The organism is Acidovorax sp. LjRoot118 (assembly GCF_964253575.1).
Classification (GTDB): domain Bacteria; phylum Pseudomonadota; class Gammaproteobacteria; order Burkholderiales; family Burkholderiaceae_C; genus Acidovorax.
In genome coordinates, this window is the sequence record NZ_CAXURB020000001.1 from 4,428,011 (window position 1) to 4,443,842 (window position 15,832).

A 15,832-nucleotide genomic window follows, 5' to 3' on the forward strand; every position below is an offset into this window, starting at 1 on the left:
CCAACGAAGGTGATTGAACCCATGACCCACTCCACAACCACTATCACAGCACAGCATGCCCTGCAGCGCAGGGCACTCTTGAAGGCAGGAGCTGCCGCAGGCGCCGCCACCATGGCCGGTGCCCTGGGTCTGGGCCTGGCACTCGCCTCTCGGCCTGCGCATGCCCAGGTCGCCAACCTCAACGACGCCATCAACAAGGCCGGTCGCCAGCGCATGCTCAGCCAGCGCATGGGCAAGGCCTGGCTGGCCCTGGCCCACAAGGTGCAGGAGCCTGCGGCGCGCCAGGTGCTGGAGCAGTCCGTTGCACTGTTCGAGCGCCAGCTCGCCGAGCTCAAGTCCTACGCCCCCAACCCCACCATCCGCAACACCTACGGCCAGCTCGATGCGGCCTGGGTTTCTCACAAGGCCACGCTGCTGACCGGCACGCCCGCACTGGCCGGCGCCACCGCGATGCTGCAAGCCGATGCCAAGGTGCTGGCCCTGGCGCACCAGGGCACGGTGCAGTACGAGTCGGCCTCGGGCAAGCCGGTGGGCCACCTGGTCAACGTGGCCGGCCGCCAGCGCATGCTGAGCCAGCGCATGGCCAAGTTCTACCTGGCTGCGCAGTTGCCGGTGGATGCGGCTGTGGCTGCGGCAGAGATTGCCAAGGCGCGCACGGAGTTCGTTGCGGCGACCGAGGTGCTGCGCAAGGCGCCTGAGGCCAACGACCGGATTCGGCAGGAGTTGCTGCTGGCGGATGGGCAGTGGGTTTTCTTTGATGCGGCCTTGCAGCGGATGCAGGCGGGTGGGGTGGCGGGGAGTACGGCGCGGCAGGTGTCGGAGGTGTTTGTGGCGAGTGAGAATTTGTTGTCGAGCATGGATCGGGTGACGGGGCTTTATGCTGCTCTGGCTGGGTGATATCGTGGTCTGTGGTGGCTCCTCTTTTTGTGTTGAGGGCGAAAGCTGGGATTCGGAGCGCCTGGGCTACTGCATGCCTTTGCAGAGGCCGGGAGCCGGGTCTCGGCCCGGCGGCCGAGGTACTTGTTCTTTGCTTCGCCAAAGAAAAGTACCCAAAAGAAAGGCGGCCCCGCTGCCCGTGTCCCCTGCGCTGCGCTCCGGGGCAACCTGCGATGCTCGTGCCTGGGGTGTGCCGCAGAACTCGCTGCGTTCTGCGAACTCCGCTCAAACAGCTGCGGCAAGCCAGACAACGATGCGCGTGTCCTTCGGCACGCGCTCACCCCAGGCCCTGCGCTTCTCGGCACGGTCAGAAGGGGGTGGGAGCGGGCTCCACACGGGCCATTGCTTCGCTCGGCCTGGTGGTCCTTCGCTGCGCTCGGCTCGCCAGGGCGATCGCGCCAGTTTCGTCGGCAGCGCGCAGCGCGTAACCGACCCCAGGCGCAGCTGCGCAGCAGCAGCCGTATTTGTCCCCGTTCCCCACCCCTGCTGGCTGCGCCGAGAAGCGCAGGAGCTGGGGTGGGTGCGTGTGCCGAAGGACACACGCACTTCGTCCTCTGGCTTGCCGCAGCTGTTTGAGCGGAGTTCGAAGAACGCAGCGAGTTCTGCGGCACCACCCCAGATCCGAGCATCGCAGGTTGCCCCCGTTCGCCCGACAGGGCGAACGGGGGACGCAGACTGGGGGTCGCCTTTTCTTTGGTGACTTTCTTTTGGCGAAGCAAAAGAAAGTTACTGCGCCGCCGGGCGCACACCCCGGCCCCCGCCCCAACAACAAGCACGCCGCAACCACGACAAGAACATGACAGAAACCAAATCCACCTGCCCCTACTGCGGCGTAGGCTGCGGCGTGATCATCGAATCCGAAGGCCCGCAGATCACCGGCGTGCGCGGCGACCCCACCCACCCCGCCAACTTCGGCCGCCTGTGCACCAAGGGTTCCACGTTGCACCTCACCGCAGCCAGCCCCGTCACCCTGCAAACCCGCCTGCTGCACCCCCTGCACCGCACCCAGCGCGGCCAACAAGCACTGCCCATCACCTGGGATGCCGCGCTGGACATGGCGAGCCAAAAATTCGCCGACACCATCGCACAGCACGGCCCCGATGCCGTCGGCTTCTACGTCAGCGGCCAGTTGCTCACCGAGGACTACTACGTCTTCAACAAGCTCGCCAAGGGCCTCATCGGCACCAACAACATCGACACCAACTCGCGCCTGTGCATGAGCAGCGCCGTGGCCGGCTACAAGGCCACGCTGGGGGCGGATGCGCCGCCCGCCTGCTACGACGATGTGAAACATGCGCAGTGCCTGTTCTTCGTGGGCAGCAACGCGGCCTGGGCGCACCCCATCCTGTTCCGCCGCATCGAGGACGCGCGCGCGGCCAATCCGGGCATGAAGGTCATCGTGGCCGACCCGCGCCGCACAGATACCGCCGGCATGGCCGACCTGTTCCTGCCGATACAGCCGGGCAGCGATGTGATGCTGTTCAACGGCATGCTGCACCTCATGCTGCGCGAGGGCTGGGTGGATGCTGCCTACATCGGCGCGCACACCACGGGCTTCGAGGCGCTCCAGGCGCTGGTGGCCGATTGCACGCCCGAGCGCGTGAGCGCGGTGTGCGGCATTCCCGAGGCCGACCTGGCCACGGCCGCGCAGTGGTTCGCCACCTCCAAGGCCACCCTCAGCCTGTACTGCCAGGGCCTGAACCAGAGCACCAGCGGCACGGCCAAGAATGCCGCGCTGATCAATCTGCACCTGGCCACGGCGCAGATCGGCAAGCCGGGCGCGGGCCCGTTCTCGCTGACCGGGCAGCCCAATGCGATGGGCGGGCGTGAGGTGGGCGGCCTGGCCAACCTGCTGAGCGCGCACCGCGACCTGGCCAAACCCGCGCACCGCGCCGAGGTGGCGGCGATGTGGGGCGTGGCCGATGTGCCTTCGCGCCCCGGCAAGACGGCCGTGGAGATGTTCCAGGCTGCTGCCGACGGAGAGATCCGCGCGCTGTGGATCGCTTGCACCAACCCCGCCCAGAGCATGCCCGACCAGGCCACCGTGCGCCGTGCGCTGGAGCGCGCCGAGTTCGTCGTGGTGCAGGAGGCCTTTGCCACCACCGCCACCGCGCAGTACGCCGACCTGCTGCTGCCCGCCACCACCTGGGGCGAGAAGACCGGCACCGTGACCAACAGCGAACGCCGCATCTCGCGCGTGCGCACTGCGGTGCCGGCACCCGGCCAGACGCGCCACGACTGGGCCATCGCGGTGCATTTCGCGCACCAGCTGGAGGCGCGGCTGCGCCCCAGCGCACCCAGCCTGTTCCCCTACACCACCAGCGACGCCGATGCCGGGGCCGAGGCGGTGTGGAACGAACACCGCGAAACCACGCGCGGCCGCGACCTGGACATCACCGGCCTCTCCTGGCCCCTGCTCGAAGCGCAAGGCCCGCAGCAGTGGCCGCTGCCCGAGGGTGCTGCCAGCGGCAAGGTGCGCCTGTACGAAGACGGCATCTACCCCACGCCCGACGGCCGTGCGCGCTTTGCAGCCCATGCCTGGCAGCCCGTGGCCGAGCCGCGCGAGTCACGCTACCCCTTCGGCCTGACCACCGGCCGCCTGCGCGACCAGTGGCACGGCATGAGCCGCACCGGCACGCTGGGCCGGCTGTTCGGCCATGTGGCCGAGCCCTCGGTGCAGATGCACCCGGACGACATGGCGCAGCGCAAGCTGCACAGCGGCGACCTGGTGCATGTCACCAGCAAGCGCGGCTCCATCGTGGTGCCGGTGCTGGCCGATGCCAACCTGGGCCTGTCGCAGGCCTTCATGGCCATGCATTGGGGCAGCGAGTACCTCAGCGGCCAGTCGTCCACCGGCGAGCGGCTGTCGGGCGTGAACGCACTGACCACCTCCGCCTACTGCCCCACCTCCAAGCAGCCCGAGCTCAAGCACGCGGCCGTGAAGATCCTCAAGGCCGAGATGCCGTGGACCCTGCTGGCCATGGCCTGGCTGCCGGGCGACAAGGCCCTGGCCGCACGTGAATCGCTGTCGGCCTTGATGGATGCCTTCCCGTTTGCCAGCTGCGTTCCCTTCAGCAACAACACCCCGCTGTCGGAACCAGGCCGCGAGCGCACCGGCGTACTGCTGCGCGCCGCAGGCCACGAGGCGCCACCCGACGCCCTGATCGAGCGCATCGAGGCCCTGCTGGGCCTGGCCACCGCAGACACCCTGCGCTATGCCGACAGGAAACGCGGCCAGCGCCGCGCCGCGCGCCTGGCCCGGCGGGACGACGGCAGCAGCACGCTCGAAGCCATCGTGCTGGCCGGCGACACCAGCGCCCAGGGCTGGATCAAGACCCTGCTGCAGGAAGAACTGCCCGCGCAGAGCTACGGCCGCCTGCTGCTCGTGCCCAGTGCCAAGGCCCCGGTGGCGGTGCAGTCGCGCGGCAAGACGGTGTGCACCTGCTTCAACGTGACCGACGTGGCCATCACCGGCCAACTGGCGCACTGCCACGGCACCGACGACGAGCGCCTGGCCCAGCTGCAGGGCACGCTGCGCTGCGGCACCAACTGCGGCTCCTGCCTGCCCGAGCTCAAGCGCATGGTGCGCGCCACCGGGCCGCTCGCCAAAGCGGCCATCGCAATCGCCGCCATATAACCAAAAGTTCGCTGGGTTGCGAGAAAATACCCAGCCCCACTTCAAAGAGCCATTCACCCACCATGGGCATCAGCCAGTACATCAAGGAAATCGGCCGCGGCCCGCGCGGGGCCAAGCCGCTCACGCGCGAGCAGGCCACGGACCTGTTCGGCCAGGTGCTGGACGGCACGGTGACCGACCTGGAGATCGGCGCCTTCTGCCTGGCCATGCGCATCAAGGGCGAGACGGCCGAGGAGATGTGCGGATTTCTGGACGCCACGCATGCCCGCATGGCCCTGCTGCCCGCCAGCGACCGCCCGCTGGTGGTGCTGCCCAGCTACAACGGTGCACGCAAGCTGCCCGTGCTCACCCCGCTGCTGGCCCTGCTGCTGGCGCGCGAGGGCCTGCCCGTGCTGCTGCACGGCATGCGCACCGAGGCGCGGCGCATCCTTGCCTCCGACGTGCTCGAAGCACTCCACGTGCCGACACTCACCGCACCGCGCAAGGTGGCCGATGGCGCGGTGGCCCACATCGCCACCGGCCTGCTGCACCCGGGGCTGGCCCGCCTGCTGGCCGTGCGCCAGACCGTGGGCCTGCGCAATGCGGGGCACAGCGCCGTCAAGCTCATGAACCCCTGCGCCGGTGCGGCCGTGGTGGTCACGAGCTACACGCACCCCGAATACTTCGAGATGCTGCAAAACACCTTCAGCGCCATGGGCATGAACGCCCTGCTCTCGCGCGGGCTCGAGGGCGAAGTGGCGGCCGACCCGCGCCGCACACCCCGTTACGACGCCTTCGTGGCCGGGGTGCACCATGTGCTGCAGGAGCAGGAGCCCGGCACCGCGAGCGAGGTGCCCGGCCTGCCCACCGAGATCGACGTGGCCACCACGGCCGACTACACGCGCCGCGTGCTCGCGGGCGAATTGCCGACACCAGCCGCCCTGACGCGGCAGGTGGAACATATCTTGCACATCACCGGTCAAACAGCCACCGCCGCAATGCCGGAGACACAGCCATGAACCGCCCCACGAATCCATCCGCCCCCGCGTCCCAGCACGACCGCCCGCACCTGGGCACCGGCGGCTCCTGCACCCTGGTGGGTGCCGGCCCCGGTGATCCAGAGCTGCTCACGATCAAGGCGCTCAAGGCCATCCAGGCGGCCACCGTACTGCTGGTGGACGACCTGGTCAGCGATGCCATCGTGGCCTATGCCTCGCCCACCGCGCGCATCGTGCATGTGGGCAAGCGCGGCGGCTGCAAGAGCACGCCGCAGGCCTTCATCGAAAAGCTGATGCTCATGGCCGTGAACGAGGGTGAGAACGTGGTGCGCCTGAAAGGTGGCGACCCGTTCATCTTCGGCCGCGGCGGCGAGGAGGTGGAGCACCTGCGCGCCGCGGGCGTGCCGGTCACGGTGGTCAACGGCATCACCGCCGGCCTGGCGGGGCTGACCTCGCTGGGCGCGCCCCTCACGCACCGGGAGCACGCGCACGGCGTGGTCTTCGTCACGGGCCATGCCAAGCCCGGCGACGCCGGCACCGACTGGCGCCAACTGGCCGCCACCGCACGCGACGCCAAGCTGACGCTGGTGATCTACATGGGCGTGAGCGGTGCCGCCACCATCGAGCAGGAGCTGCTCACAGGCCTGCCCGCCGCCACGCCCGTGGCCATCATCCAGCATGCCAGCCTGCCGCAGCAGCGCCACGCCGTGACCACACTGGGCGAGCTGCATGCCACCATTGCCCGCGAGGGACTGGCCAGCCCCTCGGTGATCGTGGTGGGCGACGTGGTGCAGGGCATTGCCGCAGCGGCCGTGCCGCAGCCGGCGAACAAGCTGCGCTTCGCCTGATCGCGCCGCACCTTTTCGCCCGCCCCTTTCACCCGCTCAGCAGGCCCTGCGATCCCATCGCCGGGCCTGTTTTTTTGCCTGCGCGCAGGCAGTGGTGTGCACGCTCCAGGGGCAGGTCCACAGGCATGCATTGGCCCGGGTATTGCTAGTTGTGTACCGACAACCCGATGGCACACCACACAGGATCACACCATGGCAGCCTACCCCCTCTCCGCCCGCAGCAGCCACGGCAATCTGCCCGCCCCCACCACCCCAGCGCCGCGCGATGGCGAGATGTCGCTGGTCAACCTCGCCGCGCGCCAGCGCATGCTGTCGCAGCGCATGGTGCTGCAGACCGTGCTGGCCACGCGCGGCAGTGATCTGCACCTGAAGGCGGCCCGCAGCTCGCTGGCGCTGTTCAGCGAAAGCCACGCCAGGCTGGTGGACACGCCGCGCCACCTCGATGCGGCCATGGGCGAGCGCATCCGCACGACCTACCAGGGCCCTGTCGGTGTGGGCCCCACCATCGACGCCTTCATGCAGCAGGTGGAGCGCACGCTGGAGCTGGCCGAGCGGCAAAGCCCGCGCGTGGAAGAAGCCCTGGCGCGCCTGGTGGAGATCACCGACGGCGCGCTGGATGCGCTGAACACGGCCACCACCGCCTTCGACCAGTTGGGCAAGGCCAGGTCCGAGACGCTGATGAAGGAGCTGGCGGGCATCGTGGCGTCCATCCAGACCGTGGCGCGCGAGGCCAAGGTGGTGAGCTTCAACGCCCAGGTGATGGCCGCGCGCGCGGGCCAGCATGGCCGTGAATTCGCGGTGGTGGCCAACGTGCTCTCGGGCATCACCAACGAGATCGACGGGCTCTCGCTGCAGGCCGTGTCGCTGGCGGGGCGCAACCGCTGAACGCGGCGCCGCAGCCCTGCCAGTCCACGGTCAGGCGGCCAGGGGCGCGGGCACGGGTGCCGAGCGGGCCTGCTCGAAGCGTGCGGCCAGTTCCTTGCGCAAGGTCTTGCGCATCACCGCGGCATCCCAGCGGCGGCGCTCCTCGGCAGTGGAAGGCGACAGCGGGGGCACCGGCACGGGCTTGCGCGCCTCGTCCACCGCCACCATGGTGAAAAAGCAGCTGTTCACATGCCGCACCACCTGCGAGCGGATGTCCTCGGCCACCACCTTGATGCCGATCTCCATCGACGAGGAGCCGGTGTAGTTGACGCTGGCCAGAAAGGTCACGAGCTCGCCCACGTGGATGGGCTGCAGGAACATCACCTGGTCCACGCTGAGCGTGACCACGTAGCAGGCCGAGTAGCGGCTGGCGCAGGAGTAGGCCACCTGGTCGAGCAGCTTGAGGACAGCGCCGCCATGGACGTTGCCGGAAAAGTTGGCCATGTCCGGGGACATGAGCACGGTCATGCTCAACTGGTGCGAGGGGATGTTCATGGACCGTGATTTTACGGTTACAACCTGCGCCGCGAGCGCCCGCTACACTCGCGGCACATAAAGCCAACACGAGCCACGGACGACGATCCACGATCCGTGCACAGAGGGGAAGACCATGCTGGAAATCGACAAACTCAATGAATTTACCGAAAGCCACGGTGCGCTGCGGCGCGGTCGCGGACTGGTGTCGGGGGTGATTGCACTCACGTTGGCCATCCTGTGCTTCCTGGGCGTGCTGGCCTTCCACTTCCCCGAGTACCTGACCACGCCCCAGTTGCGCAAGAGCTACGACGTGACGGTGATCCGCTACATCATGCTGGCCGCCATGGCCATCGCGGGCGGCATCTCGCTGGTCAATATTTTGTTCAACCGCTCGCGCTGGCTGGCCACGTTCGCGTTTGCCACCGTGGCGCTGGCGGCCATCCTGGGCGGCCACAAGGTGGAGGTGAACCCGAACTTCCCCGACAACACGCCCTACATCGGCCTGGACTGGTTCATCCTGGACCTCTTGGGCAGCTCGCTGATCTTCATCTTCATCGAAAAGCTGTTCGCGCTGCGCAAGGACCAGCCCATCTTCCGCGCCGAGTGGCAGACCGACTTCCACCACTTCATCGTGAACCACATGGTGGTGGGCTTCGTGCTGCTGGCCACCAACCTGGTCGTGCACAAGTTCTTCGGCTGGGCCGCCAGCGACGGCATCCGCGGCTGGGTGCAGGGCCTGAACTTCTGGGTGGCGCTGTTCCTCATCGTGCTGGTGGCCGACCTGGTGCAGTACTGGACCCACCGCGCCTACCATGAGGTGCCCGTGCTGTGGCGCCTGCACGCCGTGCACCACAGCGTCAAAAGCATGGACTGGATGGCCGGCTCGCGCCAGCACATCCTGGAGCTGTTGATCACACGCACGCTGGTGCTGGCCCCGATCTACGTGTTCGGTTTTTCCAAGGAAGTGATCGACGCCTACATCGTCGTGGTGGGCTTCCAGGCCGTGTTCAACCACGCCAACGTGAGCGTGCGCCTGGGGCCGCTGCGCTACGTGCTGGTCACGCCCAACTTCCACCACTGGCACCACAGCCAGGACCAGGAGGCCCTGGACAAGAACTATGCGGCCCACTTCGCCTTCCTCGACCACCTGTTCGGCACCGCCGTGAAGAGCACCAAGCTGTGGCCCGAGCACTACGGCGTGCTGGGTGACTACGTGCCCAACGGCTTTGTGAAGCAGTTCAAGTTTCCGTTCACCTGGAAGGGCTGAGCGAGCCGCGCAAACGCCCTCTGGCGTTACAAATGAGGCGCAAACGCAACGCGTCTGCCTTGGAAACTCCAGTTTTCAGCCGCCACAATCAAGAATGATTGTCATTTAAAAGTTACAATTGGAGCCATAAACCAGCCACGCCGTGCGCCCTTTTGTTGTTGCAGCGCTGCCAGCCAGTTGCCTGCTTTCAAACTCGAGGAGTGCTCCATGTCCGTTTTCCACAGGCAGCCTGTCTGCCGCCTGCATCCGTTGGCGCTGGCCACCATCGCCACGGTCCTGGCCGCTGCCGCCCATGCGCAGGACGCCGCCCCTGCGGCCTCCCCCGACCAGGTCACGGCCCCGAAAGCGCTGAACAGCGTCACCGTGTCAGGCTCGCGCGAGAGCGCATCCACCCGCCTGCAGCTGACTGCACGCGAAACGCCCCAATCGACCACCACGGTGACCCGCGAGCAGATCGAGCGCCAGTCGCTGACCAGCATCGATTCGGTGCTGCGCAACGTGAACGGCATCGCCGTGAGCTTCTACGACACGCAGCGCCCGCTGTACTACGCGCGCGGTTTCCAGGTCACCGACTTCCAGATCGACGGCCTGCCCTCGTACAGCAGCAGCACCAACCAGGAGTTCGATACCGCGCTGTACGAGCGCATCGAGGTCGTGCGCGGCGCCAACGGCATCCTGACCGGCGTGGGCGTGCCCTCGGCCACGATCAACATGATCCGCAAGCGCCCGCAGCGCGAGTTCGCGGCCTCGGTCGCGCTCACCGCGGGCTCCTGGAACCTGTACCGTGGCGAACTCGACATCAACGCCCCGCTGAACAGCGACGGCAGCGTGCGCAGCCGCCTGGTGGTCGCCCCGCAGAAAAAGGACAGCTTCCGCGACCGCTACTCCGAGGACAAGACTGCCCTGCTCGCCGCCGTCGAAGCCGACCTGGGCCGATCCACCGTGGTGGCCCTGGGCTACCAGCGGCAGTCCAACGACCCCAAGGCGCCGATCTGGGGCACCATTCCGCGCTTTGCCATCGATGGCTCGCCCATCGACCTGCCCACGTCCGTGAGCTTCTCGCCGCCCTGGACGCGCTGGGAGCGCACCTCGGGCACGTTGTACGCGACGCTGGAGCACCAGATCAACGATGACTGGAACCTCAAGGCGGCGCTGAACCACACCGAGGGCGATACCTTCAGCCTGCGCACCTACGGCTATGGCAGGACCACCTCGCTGGCACCCTTCATCAACCCCGCCACGGGCGCCGGCACCACGCTGTACGCCGCCGTGGGCGGCGGCAGCGAAAAGCAGGACACGGTGGATGCCTACCTGTCGGGCAAGTTCGAGCTCGGCGGCCGCAAGCACGACCTGATGGTGGGCATGAGCTCCACGCGCATCGCCACGCGCACAGATGGCTACAGCTCGGTGGCCAGCTGGAGCTACGTGGTCCCCAACATCTACACCTGGGACGGCAGTGCGCCCGCGCCCGTGTACTCCAAGACCGGCGCCTGGCGCACGCAGATCACGCAGCAGACGGGGTTGTTCGCCTCGGCGCGCTGGCGCGTGGCCGACCCGCTGTCGCTGCTCACCGGCGTGCGCCTGACCGACTGGCACCGCCATAGCGACAGCTACGGTACCACCGGCACCTATGCCGGCAAGAGCGCCATCCAGGACGAGAACCGCAAGCTCACCCCCTACATCGGCGCGGTGTACGACATCACGCCCACGCTGTCGGCCTACGCCAGCTACACGCGCATCTTCAACCCGCAGAACTACAAGGACCGCAACAACAACCCGCTCTCGCCCGTGATCGGCAGCAATGCCGAGGCCGGCCTCAAGGCCGAGCTGCTGGATCGCCGCATCCAGGCGCACTTCGCGGTGTTCCAGACCAAGCAGGACAACTACGGTGTGCGCGATGGCGCCATCACCACGCCGCTGCCCGATGGCACGCTGCCCTATGTGGCGGTCAACGGCACCAAGTCGACCGGCTTCGAGCTGGAGTTCGCGGGCATGGTTACCAGGCAATGGCGCGTGAGCGCAGGCCTGACGCGCGCCAGGGTCACGCGCGCCCCCACGGACCTGATCTACGCCAACCTGCCCGACTACCTGCTGCAGCTGGGCACGGACTACCAGCTGTCGGGTGCGCTCGCCCCCCTGTCGGTGGGCGGCAACCTGGTGTGGCAAAGCTCGGTTGAAGGCTTCAACATCCCGCACCCCACCGGTACGGTGACGGTCAAGCAGTCGCCCACGGCAGTCCTGGGCCTGCGTGCCTCGTGGCAGTTCAACCCCAAGCTCAGCGCCACCCTGGCCGTCAACAATGTGACGAACAAGAAGTACTGGGCCAACCTGGACTATGGCAACTACAGCGACCCGCGCAACGTCAGCCTGACGATGCGCGCTGCATTTTGATTCGGTACATCCCCCTGAGGCGCTGCGCGCCTTCACCCCTTCTCTCGAATGGCTGCGCCACTCGGGAAGGGGGACACCTCCAGCGCGGCGGGGCGGCCCTTGCGCGGCGGTCCTGGCTTTTAGGCAGCGCGCTCTCAACGGGCCGCGGGAAACTGAGCCATACCGCCGCAAGATGCGGCAGTCCAGACCGACTGCGGCATCCCGTTGCTTGATGGCTGCACTGCGATGAACCCACCTTCCGCCCACCCCGCCGGCCGCTGGTATGCCAGCCACCATGCGTGGCTGGTGGTCTGGCTGCAGCGCAAGATGGGGTGCCCGCACGGTGCCGCCGATCTGGCGCAGGACACCTTCGTGCGCGTGCTCGCCGCGCGGGAGATCGAGCAGGTGGTCGAGCCCCGCGCCTTTCTGACCACGCTGGCCAAGCGGGTGCTGTTCAGCCACTGGCGCCGGCGCGAGCTGGAGCAGGCCTACCTGCAAGCGCTGGCCGAGTCGCCGCAGGCCACGGCACCGTCGCCGGAAGATCTGGCCGTGCTGCACGAGGCGCTGCAGGCCATCGACCAGCGCCTGAACGGCCTGCCTGCCAAGGTCAAACAGGCCTTTTTGCTGCACCGGCTCGATGGGCTGACGCATGTGCAGATCGCCTGCGAGATGGGGATCTCGGTGGCCAGTGTGGAGCGCTACATGAAGCAGGCCTACCTGCACTGCTGCAGGCAGGATACCGGCGTGGGCCAGCCATGAGCAGCGGCCCTTGCGGGTTGGCGCAAGATGCACTGGCCACCGCCGTGGACTGGCAGGTTCGGCTGACCTCCGGCAGCGCCAGCGCAGGCGAGCACGCAGATTTTGCGCGCTGGCTGTCGGCCGATGCGCGCCACCAGGCCGCATGGCAGCGTGTGCAGGGCGTGCTCGCAGAGCCCGTGGGGCAGATCCACCACATCGACCAGCGCCACCCAGGCCAGTTGCCGGCCGTGCGCCGCAGCCTGACCGCAGCGGCAGCGCCGGTCTCGCGCCAGCGCAGGGGCATTGTGGGCGGATCGGCCCTGATGCTGCTCGCCAGCGTGGGCGCCGGGACCCTCGCCCACCGCAGCCAGCCGCTGGGCGGGCTGCTGGCCGACCTGCACACCGGTACCGGCGAGACACGCCACACCCTGCTGCCCGATGGCAGCGGGCTGGACCTGAACGCCCGCAGCGCAGCCGATGTGCACTTTGACCACGGGCGCCGTCTGGTACGGCTACGCGCAGGCGAGTTGCTGGTGCAGGTGGCCCGCGATGCCCTGGCCGATCGGTCATCGGGCCTGCCTGCGCGCCCCTTCGTCGTTCAGACCCGGCATGGCACCGCCCAGGCCATGGGCACCCGCTACCTCGTGCGCCAGGAAGCGGATCGCAGCCTGGTGGTGGTGCTGGAGCACAGCGTGGCCCTGCAGACCGGCGATGGCGCACAGCGCATCCTGCGCGAAGGCCAGGCTGCCTGGATGGATGGCCAGCGCATCGAGATGGCGGAGCAGCCCATGGCACACCAGGCCAGCTGGACCGAAGGCGTGCTGGATGTGCGCGACGAACCGCTGGGCGATGTGGTCGCCGCACTGGGCGCCTGGCGCAAGGGGTTGGTACGCATCAGCCCGGCGGCCGCCCAGCTCAGGGTCTTCGGCGTTTTCCGCCTGAACGACACCGGGCAGGCGCTGCAGGCCCTGGTGGACACCCAGCCGATCACCGTCACCCGCTACGGCCCGCTGCTGAGCCTGATTGACCTGGCTGCCACCTGAAAAAGCGGCTCACCGACTTTTTTTGTTGTTGCGTGAGGGGTTTGGCGCGGCTCGCTGGACAAGGAGGGAAGCACCCTCTTTCCACCTTCAGCACAGGAACCGATTTCATGCCCAGCCCCTCCTTTAGCCCCCGCCTGCTCGTGGCGGCCTTGACCGCCGCCTTCTGCGGCGCCAGCTTTGCGCAAACCCTTCACGCCCCCGGCGACACGCTGGTGGCCCAGGCCGGTGCCGTACAGAACTGGAACCTGCCTGCCGGCCCCCTGGACGACACCCTGGCCCGCATGGCCCGCCAGGGCGCAAAGATCCTCACCGCCGACCCCGCGTTGCTGCGCGGCAAGACCGCCCCCGCCGTGCGCGGCAGCTTTGCGGTGGAAGAAGCGGTGCAGCGTGCGCTCGCAGGCTCGGGCCTGGCGCTGGTGCGCCTGGGCAACGACACGCTGACCGTGCGCCCTGCGGCCCCCACGCCCACTGCAGCCCCCGCTGCAGCACCAGTCGCCGCCTCTGGCACGGCGGAGCGCAGCCTGGCGGCCGTGACGGTCGAAGGCTCGCGCGACCCGAACCAGCTGTACCAGCCCTTCGCGGGCGGCCAGGTCGCCAAGGGCGCACGCCTGGGGGCCCTGGGCAACACCGCCCTGCTCGATGCGCCCTTCGCCATCAGCGGCTACACCGAGCAGGCCGCGCGCGACGCGCAGGCCCGGCGGCTGATCGACGTGCTGGCCGCGGACCCGGCCGTGCGCACCACCAACTCCGAGAGCAATGCCGTGGACGTTTTCTTCCTGCGCGGCCTGCCCATGCTGAGCCAGGACATCTCGTTCAACGAGACCTTTGCGGTGGTGGACACGCGGCGCATCGCGGTGGAGCAGTTCGAGCGCATCGAAGTGCTCAAGGGCCCGAGCGCGCTGCTCAACGGCATCGGCCCGAACAGCACCACCACGGGCGGCACCATCAACCTCGTGCCCAAGCGCGGCACCGATGTGCCGCTGACCCGGCTGACCCTGTCCGCCTCATCCCACGGCCAGGCCGGCGCACACCTGGACGCAGGGCGCCGCTTCGGCGCTGACAACCAGTGGGGCGTGCGCGTCAACGCCGCCACGCGCGGCGGCGGCTCCACCGGCGTGCCGAATGAAAAGGTGGGCATCGACCACCTGTCGGCCGCGCTGGATTTCGCGGGCGAGAAGCTGCGCGCCAGCCTGGACGTGGCACAGAACCAGCGCCAGTTCGACGGGTTTCCCCAGTTCCACCGCTTCAACGAAGGCTTTGCCCTGCCCGCCCCGCCATCGACGGCGCAGGCCATCAGCCAGCCCTGGGACCGCAGCGACACCAAGAGCTCTTCGGTGGTCTCGCGGGTGGAGTACGACATCACGCCAGACTCCACCGTGTTCGGCGTGCTCGGCGGCGTGGACTACGAGGAATCGAACGTCAACGCGGGCAGCACCCGCATTACCACGGCCAGCGGCAACTTCACCGCCCAGCCCAGCATCTTCCAGACCAACTCGGCCCTGCGCTCAGGTGAGCTGGGCTGGCGCGTGCGCTTTGCCACCGGCCCGGTCAAGCACCGGGTGGTAGTCGGCTATTCGCGCTTCACGGGAGACGGCGCGAGCCTGAGCCAGACCATGGGCAGTGCATTCACCAGCAACCTGTACAACCCGGTCTTCATCGCCCAGCCCGCGTTGCCCACCGGCGGCCGCCTGGCGCGCTTTCAGGACACCGCCTCCGACAGCCTGGCCGTGGTGGACTCCATGCACTTGCTGGACGACCGCCTGCACCTGATCGCCGGCGTGCGCTACCAGAAGCTGGACATCGGCGAATTCGCGGGCGGCGTGGAGCAGCGCCGCTACGAGCAGACGGCCACCGCCCCGTCGCTGGCCGCCAGCTACAAGCTGGCGCCGACCTTCTCGGTGTATGCCAACTATGCCGAAGGCCTGTCGCAAGGGCCCGTGGCGGGCGGCAGCACCGCCAATGCGGGCAAGGTGTTCCCCCCGTTCAAAGGCAAGCAGATCGAGGCCGGCGTTAAGTACGACGGCGGCTCCTTCGGTGCCAGCGCGGCGCTGTTCCAGATCCGGCAGCCGGTGTCCTTCGTCAACGGGGCGAACTTCCTCGTGGTCGACGGCGAGCAGCGCAACCGCGGCCTGGAGCTGTCGCTCTACGGCGAGGTGGCCAAGAACCTGCGCCTGAACGCCGGCCTGGCCCTGTCCGACGCCGTGCAGTCGAAAACCCTGAATGGCGCCAACGACGGCAAGAAGGCCATCGGCATCCCCGACCACACGCTGGTGGTGCAGGGCGAGTGGGATATCGCCGCCCTGCCGGGCCTCACCGCGACCGGCCGCCTCACCAAGGTGTCGAGCCAGGTCGCCAGCGCCAACAACGCGCAGAGCATCCCGGGCTTTGACAGCTACGACCTGGGCCTGCGCTACAGCACCCGCCTTGCCGGGCGTCCCACGGTGTTTCGCCTGACCGTGGAAAACGTGGCGGACTCCTCCCATTGGCTCGCAGTGCGTACCGGCTTCCTGACGCGCAGCACGCCCAGAACTGCGCTGTTCTCGGTCAGCACGGAGTTCTGAAGCACCTGCGCGCCCTGGCGTCTTTTTGCACGGCCAAGCTTGCAAGCCCGCTTG

11 protein-coding genes are annotated in these 15,832 nt (G+C 68.2%); 10 read left to right on the plus strand and 1 reads right to left on the minus strand.

What is annotated here, in order from left to right; translation table 11 throughout:
* Window positions 1–21: 21 nt before the first annotated feature.
* From ACSQ9E_RS20910 to ACSQ9E_RS20930, 5 genes are all read left to right on the plus strand, one after another.
* Window positions 22–897 (plus strand): type IV pili methyl-accepting chemotaxis transducer N-terminal domain-containing protein, encoded by an 876-nt coding sequence (locus ACSQ9E_RS20910; RefSeq protein ID WP_436219073.1) that lies wholly within the window; start codon window positions 22–24, stop codon window positions 895–897.
* Between the two features lie 835 nt (window positions 898–1,732).
* Window positions 1,733–4,573: a nitrate reductase gene (locus tag ACSQ9E_RS20915; protein WP_436219074.1), complete on the plus strand. Its 2,841-nt coding sequence runs from the start codon at window positions 1,733–1,735 to the stop codon at window positions 4,571–4,573.
* A gap of 62 nt (window positions 4,574–4,635) precedes the next feature.
* Entirely contained in the window at window positions 4,636–5,571 is a 936-nt protein-coding gene (gene ybiB / locus ACSQ9E_RS20920) for a DNA-binding protein YbiB (protein WP_436219075.1), read from the plus strand.
* Window positions 5,568–6,398: a uroporphyrinogen-III C-methyltransferase gene (gene cobA, locus ACSQ9E_RS20925; RefSeq protein ID WP_436219076.1), complete on the plus strand. Its 831-nt coding sequence runs from the start codon at window positions 5,568–5,570 to the stop codon at window positions 6,396–6,398. Before ybiB ends, cobA begins: the two co-directional genes overlap by 4 nt.
* Window positions 6,399–6,590: 192 nt before the next feature.
* Window positions 6,591–7,283 carry a type IV pili methyl-accepting chemotaxis transducer N-terminal domain-containing protein gene (locus ACSQ9E_RS20930; RefSeq protein ID WP_436219077.1) on the plus strand — a complete coding sequence of 231 codons (693 nt, stop codon included), beginning with the start codon at window positions 6,591–6,593 and terminating at the stop codon, window positions 7,281–7,283.
* 30 nt (window positions 7,284–7,313) lie between these two features.
* Here the strand turns inward: ACSQ9E_RS20930 and ACSQ9E_RS20935 are convergent, their stop codons facing one another.
* Complete coding sequence (locus ACSQ9E_RS20935) at window positions 7,314–7,817, minus strand: acyl-CoA thioesterase (protein WP_057199663.1); 504 nt, start codon at window positions 7,815–7,817, stop codon at window positions 7,314–7,316.
* Window positions 7,818–7,932: 115 nt separating this feature from the next.
* Here ACSQ9E_RS20935 and ACSQ9E_RS20940 point away from each other — a divergent pair, with 115 nt between their 5' ends.
* The 5 genes from ACSQ9E_RS20940 (at window position 7,933) to ACSQ9E_RS20960 (ending at window position 15,778) form a co-directional block, all read left to right on the plus strand.
* The gene (locus ACSQ9E_RS20940; protein WP_305746252.1) at window positions 7,933–9,066 is read left to right on the plus strand and encodes a sterol desaturase family protein; all 1,134 of its coding nucleotides are present in this window, start codon (window positions 7,933–7,935) and stop codon (window positions 9,064–9,066) included.
* A gap of 207 nt (window positions 9,067–9,273) precedes the next feature.
* Window positions 9,274–11,457 carry a TonB-dependent siderophore receptor gene (locus ACSQ9E_RS20945; RefSeq protein ID WP_436219078.1) on the plus strand — a complete coding sequence of 728 codons (2,184 nt, stop codon included), beginning with the start codon at window positions 9,274–9,276 and terminating at the stop codon, window positions 11,455–11,457.
* 225 nt (window positions 11,458–11,682) lie between these two features.
* Window positions 11,683–12,195, plus strand: coding sequence for a sigma-70 family RNA polymerase sigma factor (locus ACSQ9E_RS20950; RefSeq protein WP_057199660.1), 513 nt, complete (start codon window positions 11,683–11,685; stop codon window positions 12,193–12,195).
* Window positions 12,192–13,217, plus strand: coding sequence for a FecR domain-containing protein (locus ACSQ9E_RS20955; protein ID WP_082603970.1), 1,026 nt, complete (start codon window positions 12,192–12,194; stop codon window positions 13,215–13,217). The genes ACSQ9E_RS20950 and ACSQ9E_RS20955 overlap by 4 nt, the downstream gene beginning before the upstream one ends.
* 107 nt (window positions 13,218–13,324) lie before the next feature.
* Window positions 13,325–15,778 (plus strand): TonB-dependent siderophore receptor, encoded by a 2,454-nt coding sequence (locus tag ACSQ9E_RS20960; RefSeq protein WP_436219079.1) that lies wholly within the window; start codon window positions 13,325–13,327, stop codon window positions 15,776–15,778.
* Window positions 15,779–15,832: the final 54 nt, after the last annotated feature.

Coding starts and splice junctions, on each gene's coding strand:
- ACSQ9E_RS20910 (WP_436219073.1), top strand. CDS start 22: ATGACCCACTCCACAACCACTATCACAGCACAGCATGCCCTGCAGCGC.
- ACSQ9E_RS20915 (WP_436219074.1), top strand. CDS start 1,733: ATGACAGAAACCAAATCCACCTGCCCCTACTGCGGCGTAGGCTGCGGC.
- ybiB (WP_436219075.1), top strand. CDS start 4,636: ATGGGCATCAGCCAGTACATCAAGGAAATCGGCCGCGGCCCGCGCGGG.
- cobA (WP_436219076.1), top strand. CDS start 5,568: ATGAACCGCCCCACGAATCCATCCGCCCCCGCGTCCCAGCACGACCGC.
- ACSQ9E_RS20930 (WP_436219077.1), top strand. CDS start 6,591: ATGGCAGCCTACCCCCTCTCCGCCCGCAGCAGCCACGGCAATCTGCCC.
- ACSQ9E_RS20935 (WP_057199663.1), bottom strand. CDS start 7,817: ATGAACATCCCCTCGCACCAGTTGAGCATGACCGTGCTCATGTCCCCG.
- ACSQ9E_RS20940 (WP_305746252.1), top strand. CDS start 7,933: ATGCTGGAAATCGACAAACTCAATGAATTTACCGAAAGCCACGGTGCG.
- ACSQ9E_RS20945 (WP_436219078.1), top strand. CDS start 9,274: ATGTCCGTTTTCCACAGGCAGCCTGTCTGCCGCCTGCATCCGTTGGCG.
- ACSQ9E_RS20950 (WP_057199660.1), top strand. CDS start 11,683: ATGAACCCACCTTCCGCCCACCCCGCCGGCCGCTGGTATGCCAGCCAC.
- ACSQ9E_RS20955 (WP_082603970.1), top strand. CDS start 12,192: ATGAGCAGCGGCCCTTGCGGGTTGGCGCAAGATGCACTGGCCACCGCC.
- ACSQ9E_RS20960 (WP_436219079.1), top strand. CDS start 13,325: ATGCCCAGCCCCTCCTTTAGCCCCCGCCTGCTCGTGGCGGCCTTGACC.